This window comes from Streptomyces sp. NBC_01276, from assembly GCF_041435355.1.
Classification (GTDB): domain Bacteria; phylum Actinomycetota; class Actinomycetes; order Streptomycetales; family Streptomycetaceae; genus Streptomyces.
On sequence record NZ_CP108442.1, the window covers coordinates 5,859,371 to 5,872,838 of the forward strand.

Genomic DNA, 13,468 nt, shown 5'->3' on the forward strand with positions numbered 1-13,468 from the left:
CGGGTGAGCGTACCCAGCACGCGCGTAGGGTGCCGACATGAGTGATCAGAGCGGTGTGCTCCATGTGAAGGGACGGGTCCTGGTCGGGCCCCACGAGGTGCGCGACGAGCTGTGGATCGTCGGCGGCCGGATCTCCTGGGAGCGGCCGCGCGCCGCCCGCGAGATCACCACCGTCACCGGCTGGGCCCTGCCCGGTCTGGTCGACGCGCACTGCCACGTGGGCCTGGACGCCCACGGTCCGGTCGACGCGGAGACCGCCGAGGAACAGGCCCTGACCGACCGGGACGCGGGCACCCTCCTGATCCGCGACGCCGGTTCCCCCTCCGACACGCGCTGGATCGACGACCGCGCCGACCTTCCGAAGATCATCCGCGCGGGCCGGCACATCGCCCGGACCCGCCGCTACATCCGCAACTACGCCCACGAGATCGAGCCCGCCGACCTGGTCGAGTACGTCGGCCGCGAGGCGCTGCGCGGCGACGGCTGGGTGAAGCTGGTCGGCGACTGGATCGACCGCGACGCCGGCGACCTGACGGCGTGCTGGCCGCGCGCCGAGGTCGAGGCTGCCATCGCCGAGGCCCACCGGCTCGGCGCCCGGGTCACGGCGCACTGCTTCGCCGAGGACTCGCTGCGCGACCTCGTCGAGGCGGGCATCGACTGCGTGGAGCACGCCACGGGCCTCACCGAGGACACCATCCCGCTGTTCGCGGAGCGCGGCGTGGCGATCGTGCCGACCCTGGTGAACATCGCGACGTTCCCGAAGCTGGCGGCGGGCGGCGAGACGAAGTTCCCCCGCTGGTCGGCGCACATGCGCAGGCTGCACGAGCGGCGCTACGACACGGTGCGGGCGGCCTGGGACGCGGGCGTGCCGGTGTACGTCGGCACCGACGCGGGGGGTTCCCTGCCGCACGGGCTGGTCGCCGCCGAGGTCGCGGAGCTCGTCAAGGCCGGGATTCCGGCCCTGGACGCCCTCTCGGCGACGGCCTGGGCGGCCCGCGAGTGGCTCGGGCGGCCGGGCCTGACCGAAGGGGCGCCGGCCGACCTCGTGGTGTACGCGTCCGACCCGCGGGCCGACGTGCGGGCCCTGGCCCGGCCGGAGCGCGTGATCGTGAACGGCGAGGTCCGCGCCTAGCACCGCACCCGGACGCCGGCGGACGCTTGTTGACGGGGCGTGACGTCCGCGCCCCGTCGGTCGTTCATGATGCCCGGTCCGCAGTCCGGCAGCCGCCGCGGTGGGGCGGGAGGGAACGCGCGTGCCGAATGGGGCGCCACAAATCGAATACGTGCATGGAAACCACCCGTTGGGGTGAACTCACGCCAGGTGCCTGCCCGTTCACTCACAGTGCGTAAAGATTTCGAGCGTCGAAGCCGTCGGCGCGCGCAATGTCCCCCATTGGCGGCGCCGCGACGGCGCCCATCTCCCTGGGGGTTCCACCATCTTGAACAGCAACACCTTCCGCCTGCCCGCGGCCGTTCTGCTCGCCACGGGCACGGTGGCCCTGCTCTGCGCGCCGCCCGCCCTCGCCACGGGCGGCCCCGGCGGCGGTACGGGTACGGGCAGTTCCGGCGCCGTCGTCCTGCGGGCCGGACTGGACGTCGGCCTGCTCAACAAGTCCGTGCACGTACCGCTGAAGGCCACCCTCAACGAGGTCAGCGCCCCCGCCACCGCCGAGAAGACCGCCCTGACCGTCACCCTCGACGGAGCCGAACAGGGGCAGCCGGTGAGCGTCCTGAAGGCGGAGGCCGCGACCGCCAAGGCCACCGCCGACCAGAGCCGCGCCCAGGCGGAGGCGAACCTCGCCCACGCCAGGGTGCACGTCCCCGGACTGCCGGCGCTCTCCCTCATCGAGGTGGAGAAGGTCACCTCCAAGGCCGTCTGCGAGGCGGGCAAGAAGCCGGTCGCGAGCTCGAACGTCCTCGGTTCCGTCACCGCGCTCGGAAAGAAGGTCACCCTGACGGCGGGCGGTCCCAGCAAGGTCGAGGTCCCGGGTGTGGGCCTCGTCAGCCTGGAGCTGTTCGGAACGCAGACCACCTCCACCACCGCCGCCGCGTCCGCGCTCCGGCTGAAGGTGTCCGTGAACCCGCTGAACCTGAACGTGGCCGAGGTCGACGGCGAGGTCGTGCTCGCCGAGGCGCACTGCACCGCCCCCGAGGGCCCCGCCCCCTCGACGGGCCCGTCGGCGAAGCCCGACATCAAGGCGCAGGCCGCCACCGGACCGGGCACGGCCGTCACCCACGCCGACCTCGCCGAGACCGGAGCCGCTTCCGTGCCCCCGTACGTCGCGGGCGGCGCGCTGCTCCTCCTCGGCATCGGCGCGGGCGCGCTCGTCGTGACCCGGCGCGGCAGGGCCTCGTAGCGTCCGCGGCCGCGCCGCCCGGCGGGTGGCGCGCTCCCCGGGCCCGGCCGGCCGCGCCCCCGGTGCTACCGGGCGGCCAGCGCCAGGGCGTGGTCCAGGGCCTGGAGGAGCCGGCCCGTCGTCGCGCGGTCCCGGACCGCCAGGCGCAGCCAGGAGGCGTCCAGACCCGGGAAGGTGTCGCCGCGGCGGACCGCGAAGCCGAGGGCGCGCAGCCGGGTGCGGACCTCCGCCGCCCCCGCCACCCGGATCAGCACGAACGGTCCCTCCGCGACGCCGGCCACCGAGATCTCCTCGAACTCCGCGAGCCCGGCCAGCAGGTGCGCCCGGTCCACCGCGATCCGCCGGGCCGCCTCCTCCGCCTCGGCCAGCGCCTCCGGAGCCACACAGGCCTCGGCCGCCACCAGCGCAGGCGTCGACACCGGCCACAGCGGCTGCGCGGCCGCCAGCTTCGCGATCACCTCCGGCTCCGCCAGCACGTAGCCGATCCGCAGTCCGGCCAGCCCCCAGGTCTTGGTGAGGCTCCGGAGCACCACCAGCCCCGGCACGTCCATCCGCCCCGCCAGGGCCTCCCGTTCGCCCGGGACGGCGTCCATGAAGGCCTCGTCCACCACCAGGGTCCGTCCCGGCCGGGCCAGCGCCGCCAGCCCCGCCGCCGGGTGCAGCACGGAGGTGGGGTTGGTGGGGTTCCCGACGACCACCAGGTCGGCGTCCTCCGGCACCGCCGCCGGGTCCAGCCGGAACCCGTCCGCCGCGCGCAGCACCACCCGTTCCACCCGGTGCCCGGCGTCCCGCAGGGCCGCCTCCGGCTCGGTGAACTGCGGGTGCACCACCACCGGCCGTACGGCGCCCAGGGCCCGCGCGATCAGGACGAACGCCTCCGCCGCCCCCGCCGTCAGCAGCACCCGCTCCACCGGCAGCCCGTGCCGGGCCGCCACCGCCGCCCGCGCGGTCCGGCCGTCCGGGTACGCGGCCAGTGAGCCGAGGCTGTCCGCGATCCGGCGCCTCAGCCACTCCGGCGGGGTGTCCGCCCGCACGTTGACCGCCAGGTCCACCAGGGCGCCGCCCGCGTCCACCACCTCCGCGTCCCCGTGGTGGCGCAGGTCGTGCTCCTGCACGGTGGCCACCGCACAGGTCGCCGCCACCGACCGGCGCTTGGGCACCAGGAGTTCCCCGCCGCCCGCCAGCGCCGCCGCCTCCGCCACCGACGCCGTCCCGGTGGCCTCGCGCACGGCCCCGGAGGGATGCGGTACGGAGATCCGCGCGAGCTCCTCGGCGGGATAGCCGACCAGAGGCACACCGAAACGTTCCGCCGCCCCGGCGATCCCCGCCTCCAGGGTCTTGGACTCCACCGTGGCCAGCGCCGTCACCGCCCCCGTGGACAGCCCGGCGCCCCGCAGCGTCTCCTCGACGAGCGCGCAGACCTCCGCCACGGAGACCCCCGCCCGTCCGCCGACCCCGACCACCAGCTTGGTCACGTACTCGCCCACCGGGGTCCTCCCCTCGTAGTCACTTGCGTCTGTCTGTCGTCAACACGGTGTCGCCCGCCACCCGCGCGCGGAAGTGCGCGCCCGGCCGACAGTCGGTATTCAGGGGCACATGGCGGTGATCGTGGCGTTGGGCGCGTTCCTGATGACGCTGGCGGGCGGATGGACGGCGCAACGCGTCACCGACCGCCGCCACCTCGTGCTGGGCCTGGCCGGCGGGCTGATGCTCGGCGTGGTGGGCCTCGACCTGCTCCCCGAGGCGATCCACGCCGCCGGCGACGAGCTCTTCGGCGTCCCGCTCGCCCTGCTGCTCTTCGTGGGCGGGTTCCTCATCGCCCACGTGGTGGAGCGGGTACTGGCGGTCCGCCAGGCGTCGCACGGCGCCGAGAACGGCGGCCGGGTCCCCCAGGTCGGGCTCACGGCCGCCGCCGCCATGGTCGGCCACAGCCTCGCCGACGGGGTGGCGCTGGGCGCCGCCTTCCAGGTCGGCGGGGGGATGGGCCTCGCCGTGGCACTGGCCGTCCTCACGCACGACTTCGCCGACGGCTTCAACACGTACACCCTCACCACCCTCTACGGGAACGACCGGGGCAAGGCCCTGAAGATGCTCTTCGCGGACGCGGCGGCACCGGTCGTGGGCGCCGCGTCCACTCTGCTGTTCACCCTTCCGGAGGAACCCCTCGGGGCCTACCTCGGCTTCTTCGCGGGTGTCCTGCTGTACCTCGCCGCGGCCGAGATCCTGCCCGAGGCGCACCACGAACACCCCGCCCTCTCCACCCTGATGTGCACGCTGGGCGGAGTGGCCGGGATCTGGCTCGTGGTCGGCGTCGCGGACTGACCTCACCCGCGGATCACCCGCCGTCCCGGGCGCCCCCGACGGCCCCGGACTCCGCGGCGGCCCGTGCCGCCGCCGTGAAGCGGGCGGCCACGGAAGGCCGCGCCGCCCAGTGGGTGTGCAGGTAGCTGGCGTGCACCCCGCCCCGCACGAAGCCCTCGACCCGCCGCTCCGGATGAGTGAACCCCCAGGCCGGCGTGGTGCCGGCGCCCGGCTCGATCACCGTCCGGTGGAACTCGTGGCCGCGCAGCCGCGTCCCGTTGGCGGCGAGCGAGCTGTCCGCCACCGCCACCGCCTCCCGGTACCCGAGCGTGAGCCGCTCCGACATCCGCGCGTCGGCGTCGAGCACCCCGCACATCGGCTTCCCGTCCAGCGAACCGGCCAGGTAGAGCAACCCGGCGCACTCGGCCGCCACCGGCCCGCCGGCCGCCGCGAAGGCGGCCACGGCCGCCCGCAGCGGCTCGTTCGCGGACAGCTCGGGCGCGTACACCTCGGGGAACCCGCCCCCGATCACCAGGCCGGACGTCCCGTCCGGGAGCGCCTCGTCCCGCAGCGGGTCGAAGGCGACCACCTCCGCCCCGGCGGCCGTGAGCAGCTCCGCGTGCTCGGCGTAGGAGAAGGTGAAGGCGGGCCCGCCGGCGACGGCCACCACCGGTCGCGGCCCGGTCGGCCCGGCCGGTGCGGGGGACGCGGGAGACCCGGCGGGCGATCCGGACGGCGCCGCCGGCCGGGACCCCTCCGCCACCCCGGCCAGCGCCTCCCGGGGCGACCACACCGCGCAGTCCAGCGGCGGCGCCGTACGGGCCAGCGCCAGCAGGGCCTCCAGGTCGCAGCCGGCCCGCACCTGCTCGGCCAGGGCCGCCACGGCGGCCACCGCGTCGGCCCGCCGCTCCGCCACCGGGACCAGCCCCAGGTGCCGCGACGGGGTCGCCACCTGCGGAGCCCGCCGCAGCACGCCGAGGACCGGCATCCCGGCCTCCTCCAGCGCCTCGCGCAGCATGACCTCGTGCCGGTCGGAGCCCACCTTGTTCAGGATCACCCCGCCGAGCCGCACCCGCGGGTCGAAGGAGGCGAAGCCGTGCACCAGCGCCGCCACCGACCGGGACTGCGAGGAGGCGTCCACCACGAGCACCACCGGCGCCCGCAGCAGCTTCGCGACCTGCGCCGTGGAGGCCAGCTCGCCCCGGCCCGCGGCCCCGTCGTAGAGCCCCATCACGCCCTCGACCACGGCGAGGTCGCACCCGGCGGAGCCGTGCGCGAACAGCGGGGCCACCAGTTCCGGACCGCACATGAAGGCGTCCAGGTTCCGGCCGGGCCGGCCCGTGGCGAGCGCGTGGTAGCCGGGGTCGATGTAGTCGGGCCCGGCCTTGTGCGGGGACACGGCGAGGCCGCGCTCCGCGAAGGCCGCCATCAGGCCCGTCGCCACGGTGGTCTTGCCGCTGCCGGAGGACGGCGCGGCGATCACCAGCCGGGGCACGTTCACGGACGTCACCACTCGATGCCCTTCTGGCCCTTCTGGCCCGCGTCCATCGGGTGCTTGACCTTGGTCATCTCCGTGACCAGGTCCGCGAACTCCAGCAGCTCCCGAGGTGCGTTGCGGCCCGTGATGACCACGTGCTGGGTGCCGGGACGGTTGCGCAGCACCTCGATGACCTCGTTCACGTCGATCCAGCCCCAGTGCATCGGGTACGCGAACTCGTCGAGCACGTACAGGCGGTGCGTCTCGGCGGCCAGGTCGCGCTTGACCTGCTCCCAGCCCTCCTTCGCCGCCTGCTCGTTGTCGAGCTGCGCGTCGCGCTGGACCCAGGACCAGCCCTCGCCCATCTTGTGCCAGACGACCGGGCCGCCCTCGCCGGAAGCGCCCAGCACCTTCAGCGCGTTCTCCTCGCCGACCTTCCACTTCGCCGACTTGACGAACTGGAACACCCCGATCGACCAGCCCTGGTTCCAGGCGCGCAGCGCCAGCCCGAAGGCGGCCGTCGACTTGCCCTTGCCCGGGCCGGTGTGGACGAAGACGAGCGGACGGTTGCGGCGCTGACGCGTCGTGAGTCCGTCGTCGGGAACGACGGACGGCTGTCCCTGCGGCATTACGCGGCCCTCCTGGAGGCGCTGTGGGGTGATGCGGTCGATGTCACCGCGGTACGTACGTTCTTCACGAGCCCGGCCAGCGAGTCGGCCCGCAGCCCGTCGAGGGTCACGGCCGGCGCCCCCAGATCGGCGGCGAGCGACCCGGCCAGTCCCAGCCGGACCGGCCCGGACTCGCAGTCCACGACCACCGAGGCGATCCCCTCGGCGGCCAGCAGCCGGGCGCTGCGGCCCGACAGCTCACGCGGCGTGCCGCCCGCCCGGCCGCCCGGCACACCGGCCGAGGTGGCCCGTCCGTCGGTCACGACCACGAGCAGCGGGCGCCGCGACGGGTCCCGCAGGCGTTCGACGCGCAGCACCTCGTGGGCCTTGAGCAGCCCGGCGGCGAGCGGGGTGCGCCCGCCGGTCGGCAGCCGTTCCAGACGGACGGCCGCGGCGTCCACCGACGAGGTGGGCGGCAGCGCCAGTTCGGCCCCGGACCCGCGGAAGGTGATCAGGCCGACCTTGTCGCGGCGCTGGTAGGCGTCGAGGAGCAGCGACATGACGGCGCCCTTGACGGCGCTCATCCGCTGCCGGGCGGCCATCGACCCGGAGGCGTCGACCACGAACAGCACGAGGTTGCCCTCGCGGCCCTCGCGGGTGGCCTGGCGCAGGTCGTCCTTGCGGATGACCAGCCCGCGCCCGTCGCGCCCGCGTGCCTTCTGGTGCGGGGCGGCGGCGTGGACGGTGGCCGCCAGGTGCAGCTTCGTCAGGTGGCCGCGGGGGCGCTGGGAGCCGGTGGTGCGGCCGTGGGCGGTGCGGGCGCGGGACCGCCGCCCCGCGGCTCCCTCGCCGAGACCGGGCACGCTGAGCACCTTGGTGCGGAACGGCTCGGCGGCCCCCACGGGGGCCTGCTCGGCGGCGCCGGAGCCCTGGGGGGAGGGCTGCGGGGCGTCCTCGCGGGCGGTGTCGGGGGCGTCCGGGGCGGCCTCGGGGGAGTCCTGGGCGGGGGGCCCGTCGTGCTGCGGGGGGACCCCGCCGCCGTCCCCGTCCGGGCCGCCGTCGCCGTCGCCGTCCGGGCCCTGGGGCTCCGGGTCGGGCTCGGGCTCCGGCTCCTCGTCCGGGAAGCCGTCCAGGATCCGGTCCAGCATCTCCTCGTCCAGACCCGGCGCGTCGAACGGATTGCGGCGCCTGCGGTGGGGGAGCGCCAGCAGCGCGGCCTGCCGCACGTCTTCCTTCCGCACCTCGGTCCGCCCGGCCCAGGCGGCCAGCGCGGTCGCGGTCCGGGCCATCACGATGTCGGCCCGCATGCCGTCGACCTCGAAGCCGGCGCAGGTGGCGGCGATCTGGAGCAGCGAGGTGTCACCCAGCACCACCTGCGGCAGCAGGGCCCGGGCGGCCACGACCCGGGCGCGCACCTCCCGCTCGTCCACGGACCAGCGGGCCGCGAAGCCCGCGGGATCGTCCTCGTAGGCCAGCCGGCGGCGGACCACCTCGACGCGCTGGGCGGGCTCGCGGGAGGCCGCCACCTCGACGGTCAGCCCGAACCGGTCCAGCAACTGCGGCCGCAGTTCGCCCTCCTCGGGGTTCATCGTGCCGACGAGGAGGAAGCGGGCCGCGTGGCGCACCGAGACGCCCTCGCGCTCCACGTAGGAGGCGCCCATCGCCGCGGCGTCGAGCAGGACGTCCACCAAGTGGTCGTGGAGCAGGTTCACTTCGTCGACGTACAGGATCCCGCGGTGCGCGTCGGCCAGCAGCCCCGGCTCGAAGGCCTTCACCCCCTCGGCCAGCGCCCGCTCGATGTCGAGGGCGCCGACGAGGCGGTCCTCGGAGGCGCCGACGGGCAGCTCCACCATGCGGGCGGGACGGGCCGTGCCCGCGCCCGCCTCGTGCGGCCCGTCCGGGCAGCCCGGGTCCGGAGCGGCGGGCGCGCACGAGAAGCGGCAGCCGGGAACGACGTCCACCTGCGGCAGCAGCGCGGACAGAGCGCGGACGGCGGTGGACTTGGCGGTCCCCTTCTCGCCGCGCACGAGCACGCCGCCGACCGCCGGGCTCACGGCGTTGAGGAGGAGGGCCAGCCGCAGGTCGTCCTGCCCGACCACGGCCGAGAAGGGGAAATGGGGACTGCTCATGAGACGGTCGCTCCTTCGAGTGGCTCGTGCCGACGCACGGGCCGACGTGCTCCGATCGTGCAGGGGTCGCCGAGTGCTCCCCGCCCGCGCGGGGATGGTCCCGGGAGGGTCGTGCCCATGCGGTGCGCGCTCCTGGTGGTCCCCGCGCACGCGGCCCGCGGGGCCCGCCCCCTCACGGGGCGCCCGGGGGGAGGAACGGGAGGCCCGCGGGGGCGCCCCCCTCGATCAGCCGCAGCAGCGCGTCGGTGTCGGCGTGCTCGGCGATCAGGTCGCCCAGCAGGTCGAGCTGCTCCTCGCGCAGCGCGCCGAAGGAGGTGTCCGGGGCCGGGACGAACCGGCGCCCCGCGGCCGCGGCCACCTCCCGCAGGAACGCCCGGCGGAATCCGTCGGACTCCAGCGAGCCGTGCCAGTGGGTGCCCCAGACGGCGCCGACCCGGCAGCCGTCGAGGAAGGGGGTGCCGCCGAGGACCTCGGCCACGCCGTGGTGGATCTCGTAGCCCTCCACCGGCTCGCCGAGGGCCGTGCCCACCGGCCGGGCCAGGGTCTTCTCCCGTTCGAAGCGGACCCGGACCGGCAGCAGCCCGAGGCCCGCCACCGCGCCGGCCTTCGACTCGACCTCGTCCTCGATGTGCTCGCCGAGCAACTGGAAGCCGCCGCAGACGCCCAGCACCGGGCGGCCCTCGGCGGCCCGCCGGGCGAGGGCGTCCGCGAGCCCGCGCTCGCGCAGCCACTCCAGCGCCTTCACGGTGCCGCGCGTACCCGGGACGACGACCAGGTCCGCGTCGGCCAGTTCCTCGGCCCGGTCCACGAACCGCACCACCACGCCCGGCTCGGCCGCGAGCGCGTCGACGTCGGTGAAGTTCGACATCAGCGGCACCGCGCACACCGCGACCCGCAGCACGTCCTCGCCGACCGGCGGGGCCACGACCGATTCGCGCACCGCGCCGCGCAGGGAGACCCGCAGGCCGTCCTCCTCGTCGATGCCCAGCCCGTGCCGGAACGGCAGCACCCCGTACGTCGCCCGTCCCGTCAGCCCGCGCAGCATCTCCATGCCGGGCTCCAGGAGGGTGACGTCGCCCCGGAACTTGTTGACCATGTAGCCCGCGATCAGCGACTGGTCCTCGGGGGAGAGCAGCGCCGTCGTCCCGAAGAAGGAGGCGAAGACCCCGCCCCGGTCGATGTCGCCGACCACGACCACCGGGAAGCGCGCGGCCCGCGCGATGCCCATGTTCACGATGTCGGTCCGGCGCAGGTTGATCTCGGCCGGACTGCCCGCCCCCTCGCAGATCACGGCGTCATACGTGCCCCGCAGCTGCTCCAGGCAGTCCGTGACGATGCCGAGCAGCTGTTCCTGCCGCCCTCCGTGGTAGCCCCGCGCGCTCATCTCGCCCACGGGCTTGCCCAGCAGCACCACCTGGCTGCTGCGGTCGCTGCCGGGCTTGAGCAGGACGGGGTTCATCAGGGCCGTCGGCTCCACCCGCGCGGCCTGCGCCTGCATGGCCTGGGCGCGGCCGATCTCGGCGCCCTCCCGGGTCACGAAGGAGTTGAGGGACATGTTCTGGGCCTTGAACGGGGCCACCTTCACGCCCTGCCGGGCGAGCCAGCGGCAGATGCCCGCCGTGACCACGCTCTTGCCCGCGTCCGAGGTCGTACCGGCGACCAGCAGTCCGCCGCCGCGCCGCGCGCCGCTCATGCGCGTCCCTTCGTCGTCGAGGTGGTACGGGCGCTCCGCAGTGCGCGGGAGGCCAGGGTCCGGCCCGCCACGCAGGCCCCCAGCGCCAGCCAGGTGACCCGCCGCGACAGCCTTACCGCACGGTCGATGTCGGCGACCTCCACCGGCCGCCCGGCGGCTCCGTTGAGCACCGCCCGGTGTTCGACCCGGCCGCCGTAGGACAGGGTTCCGCCGAGGCGGACGCCGAGGGCGCCGGCGAAGGAGGCCTCCACCGGGCCGGCGTTGGGACTCGGATGGGCGGCGGCGTCGGCGCGCCAGGCCCGCAGGGCTCCGCGCCGGTCCGGTCCGGCCGCCACGGCGGCGAGGGCGGTCAGCCGGGCCCCGGGCCAGCCGGCCAGGTCGTCGAGCCGGGCGGAGGCCCAGCCGTAGCGCAGGTAGCGGGGCGACCTGTGCCCCACCATCGCATCGAGGGTGTTGACGGCGCGGAAGGCCAGCAGCCCGGGGATCCCGGCGACGGCGCCCCACACCAGGGCCCCGACGACCGCGTCGGAGGTGTTCTCGGCGACAGACTCCACGACGGCGCGGGCCATCTGCTGTTCGTCCAGCGCGTGCGGGTCCCGCCCGCACAGGTGGGGGAGCCGTTCCCGGGCGACCTCCGCGTCCCCGACGGCGAGTGCCCCGCCGATGGCGCGGGCCTCGCGGCCGAGGGAGGTGCCGCCGACCACGGCCCAGGTGGCCGCGGCGGTCAGGGCGATACGGGCGGCCGCGGGCCGGGAGCGCACGGCGCGGGCGCCCAGCGCGCCGACGGCGGCCGCGCCCCCGGCGCAGACGAGGGTGTGCAGGGCGCCCCGGGCGCGGTCGTCGCGCCACAGGGCGCCCTCGACGGCGGCGGCGGTTCGTCCGAAGGCGGCCACGGGGTGCCCACGGCGCGGATCCCCGAGGATCCGGTCGCCGATCAGGCCCGCCGTGACGCCGTACGCGAAGACGCGGTCGGCACGCATGGTGGCAGGTATGTCCTCACTCAGGGTCCGCGCCCTGGTTCGACGTGTCCGGCGGCGAGAGTTCCTGGCTCCCGGGGTCCCGCACGCGCCGCGTGGGGCCCCCGGTGACAGTGGCGGGACCGCGCCGGATTCGCACCGGACTTCCTCTCCATGCCGCCGTGATGGCTCGGGCAGTCCACCACGCCCCGCGAACGCCCGTCAACTCGCTGTTGACCTGCGGTGGGACGGAGGGCGAAGGGGAGGCGGGGGCATGCGAAAGCTCCCCCCGGGAGAAGTCCGGGGGGAGCCTTCGAGGAGCTTCGGGGGACCCTCAGCTGACGATCAGGTAGATCGCGTAGGTGACGGCCGCGGCGCAGAGCGCGAAGCAGGCGTAGGCACCGCTGCGGGCCAGGGTGGCGGCCCCGCCCTGCTCGGTGGCGGCCTCGTGCTTGGAGAGGCCCATCAGGCCCAGGGTGAACAGGGCCACGAGGGCGACGGTGGCGGAGAGGCTGACCCCGAAGACGGAGCCGAGTGCTGCCCAGTCGATCTTCATACTGCCGTTTCCTCTGTCGTTCTCGGGGTCAGACCGCGGCGGCCGGAGCCGCGGGGGTCGCCGGGTTCGCCGTCGCGGCCGGGATGGTGGCCTTGAGGTCCTCGTCCGTCACGGCGGCCGTCGTACCCGCGGTCGGCGGGACGGCCACGGCCGCGATGGCGGTGGTGACGACGCCGGGCTGCTCGTCGCCGGCCCCGGTGGAGGCGGCGTCGATCTCGTTGACGTTGGTGTGGTCGACGACCTGGCGGCGGGAGATGACCCAGATGGCGACGCAGGAGGCGACCAGGAAGACCGCGACGGCGGCCACGCCGACGTCACCGGTCCGCATGACCAGCTCGGCACCGGAGGCCACCAGGGCGGCGGCCGGCAGGGTCAGGCCCCACGCGACGAACATGCGGGTGGCGGTGGACCAGCGGACCACGCCGCCCTTGCGGCCCAGGCCCGCACCCATGACCGCGCCGGAGCAGGCGTGGGTGGTGGAGAGGGAGAAGCCGAGGCTGGAGGAGGCCAGGATGACGCTGGCGGCCGAGGTCTGGGCGGCGAAGCCCTGCTGCGGCTGCAGGTCGGTCAGGCCACTGCCCATGGTGCGGATGATGCGCCAGCCGCCGATGGAGGTGCCCAGGGCGATGGCCAGACCGGCGGAGACGATGACCCAGACCGGCGGGTTCGAGCCGGGCGCGAGCGCGCCGCCGGCGACGAGGGCCAGGGTGATGATGCCCATGGTCTTCTGCGCGTCGTTGGTGCCGTGCGCGAGGGAGACCAGGCCGGCCGAGGCGATCTGACCGGCGCGGTAGCCCTTGGTGGCGGTCTTCTCGCCGACCTTGCCACCGAGCCTGTACGTGAGCCTGGCGGCCAGCATCGAGGCCACACCGGCCACGATCGGCGCGGCGACCGCGGGGATCAGCACCTTGGTGACGACGACGTCGCCGTTGACCGCGCCCAGGCCGGCGGAGGCGACCGCAGCACCGATCAGGCCGCCCATCAGGGCGTGCGAGGAGCTGGACGGCAGGCCGACCAGCCAGGTGACGAGGTTCCAGAGGATCGCGCCGACCAGGGCGGCGAAGATCACTTCTGGCTGGATGCCCTCTTCGTTGACCAGGCCCTTGGAGATCGTCTTGGCGACCTCCACGGACATGAACGCGCCGACGAGGTTGAGCACGGCGGACATGGCCACCGCCGTCTTGGGCTTGAGGGCGCCGGTCGAGATGGTGGTGGCCATCGCGTTGGCCGTGTCGTGGAAACCGTTCGTGAAGTCGAACACGAGAGCGGTGATGATCACGATCCCGAGGAGAAGCGTTATGTGCTCCATTTACCCAGGCTTCTGTTTGACGTCAGTGGCTCGGCGACCGTAGGCAACCTGGGTGAACGGAAGATGAACTGACTCGGGACGG

11 protein-coding genes and 1 riboswitch are annotated in these 13,468 nt (G+C 75.1%); of the genes, 3 read left to right on the forward strand and 8 right to left on the reverse strand.

What is annotated here, in order from left to right; translation table 11 throughout:
- The first annotated feature begins 37 nt into the window (after positions 1–37).
- Positions 38–1,132 (forward strand): amidohydrolase family protein, encoded by a 1,095-nt coding sequence (locus OG295_RS26350; RefSeq protein ID WP_371679123.1) that lies wholly within the window; start codon positions 38–40, stop codon positions 1,130–1,132.
- Positions 1,133–1,439: 307 nt separating this feature from the next.
- Complete coding sequence (locus OG295_RS26355) at positions 1,440–2,357, forward strand: SCO1860 family LAETG-anchored protein (protein ID WP_371679124.1); 918 nt, start codon at positions 1,440–1,442, stop codon at positions 2,355–2,357.
- Positions 2,358–2,422: 65 nt separating this feature from the next.
- Here OG295_RS26355 and cobC read toward each other — a convergent pair whose 3' ends face one another.
- Positions 2,423–3,844, reverse strand: coding sequence for an Rv2231c family pyridoxal phosphate-dependent protein CobC (gene cobC / locus OG295_RS26360; RefSeq protein ID WP_371679125.1), 1,422 nt, complete (start codon positions 3,842–3,844; stop codon positions 2,423–2,425).
- A 109-nt stretch (positions 3,845–3,953) separates the two neighbouring features.
- Between cobC and OG295_RS26365 the strand changes: the two genes are divergently transcribed.
- Complete coding sequence (locus OG295_RS26365; protein ID WP_371679127.1) at positions 3,954–4,679, forward strand: ZIP family metal transporter; 726 nt, start codon at positions 3,954–3,956, stop codon at positions 4,677–4,679.
- Positions 4,680–4,692: 13 nt separating this feature from the next.
- Here the strand turns inward: OG295_RS26365 and OG295_RS26370 are convergent, their stop codons facing one another.
- The 7 genes from OG295_RS26370 to OG295_RS26400 all read right to left on the reverse strand — a co-directional run bounded on the left by OG295_RS26370 (position 4,693) and on the right by OG295_RS26400 (position 13,386).
- Entirely contained in the window at positions 4,693–6,171 is a 1,479-nt protein-coding gene (locus OG295_RS26370; RefSeq protein WP_371679128.1) for a cobyrinate a,c-diamide synthase, read from the reverse strand.
- On the reverse strand, positions 6,165–6,764 hold the full coding sequence (cobO, locus tag OG295_RS26375; protein WP_371679129.1) for a cob(I)yrinic acid a,c-diamide adenosyltransferase: 600 nt from the start codon (positions 6,762–6,764) through the stop codon (positions 6,165–6,167). The genes OG295_RS26370 and cobO overlap by 7 nt, the downstream gene beginning before the upstream one ends.
- Complete coding sequence (locus OG295_RS26380) at positions 6,764–8,872, reverse strand: putative cobaltochelatase (RefSeq protein ID WP_371679130.1); 2,109 nt, start codon at positions 8,870–8,872, stop codon at positions 6,764–6,766. Before OG295_RS26380 ends, cobO begins: the two co-directional genes overlap by 1 nt.
- 172 nt (positions 8,873–9,044) lie before the next feature.
- Positions 9,045–10,565, reverse strand: coding sequence for a cobyric acid synthase (locus OG295_RS26385; protein ID WP_371679131.1), 1,521 nt, complete (start codon positions 10,563–10,565; stop codon positions 9,045–9,047).
- Positions 10,562–11,545: a cobalamin biosynthesis protein gene (locus OG295_RS26390; RefSeq protein WP_371679132.1), complete on the reverse strand. Its 984-nt coding sequence runs from the start codon at positions 11,543–11,545 to the stop codon at positions 10,562–10,564. Before OG295_RS26390 ends, OG295_RS26385 begins: the two co-directional genes overlap by 4 nt.
- Positions 11,546–11,603: 58 nt before the next feature.
- Positions 11,604–11,693: riboswitch (cobalamin riboswitch) on the reverse strand.
- Positions 11,694–11,855: 162 nt separating this feature from the next.
- Positions 11,856–12,077, reverse strand: a complete 222-nt coding sequence (locus tag OG295_RS26395; RefSeq protein WP_371679133.1) for a hypothetical protein — start codon at positions 12,075–12,077, stop codon at positions 11,856–11,858.
- A 28-nt stretch (positions 12,078–12,105) separates the two neighbouring features.
- A complete protein-coding gene (locus tag OG295_RS26400; RefSeq protein WP_371679134.1) occupies positions 12,106–13,386 on the reverse strand; it encodes an anion permease in 1,281 nt (426 codons plus the stop codon).
- Between the last annotated feature and the right edge of the window lie 82 nt (positions 13,387–13,468).

Bases quoted from the DNA above. Each gene is read 5' to 3' on its own strand.
- cobO (WP_371679129.1), bottom strand. From the start codon at position 6,764: ATGCCGCAGGGACAGCCGTCCGTCGTTCCCGACGACGGACTCACGACG.
- OG295_RS26350 (WP_371679123.1), top strand. From the start codon at position 38: ATGAGTGATCAGAGCGGTGTGCTCCATGTGAAGGGACGGGTCCTGGTC.
- OG295_RS26385 (WP_371679131.1), bottom strand. From the start codon at position 10,565: ATGAGCGGCGCGCGGCGCGGCGGCGGACTGCTGGTCGCCGGTACGACC.
- OG295_RS26400 (WP_371679134.1), bottom strand. From the start codon at position 13,386: ATGGAGCACATAACGCTTCTCCTCGGGATCGTGATCATCACCGCTCTC.
- OG295_RS26395 (WP_371679133.1), bottom strand. From the start codon at position 12,077: ATGAAGATCGACTGGGCAGCACTCGGCTCCGTCTTCGGGGTCAGCCTC.
- OG295_RS26365 (WP_371679127.1), top strand. From the start codon at position 3,954: ATGGCGGTGATCGTGGCGTTGGGCGCGTTCCTGATGACGCTGGCGGGC.
- OG295_RS26390 (WP_371679132.1), bottom strand. From the start codon at position 11,545: ATGCGTGCCGACCGCGTCTTCGCGTACGGCGTCACGGCGGGCCTGATC.
- OG295_RS26380 (WP_371679130.1), bottom strand. From the start codon at position 8,872: ATGAGCAGTCCCCATTTCCCCTTCTCGGCCGTGGTCGGGCAGGACGAC.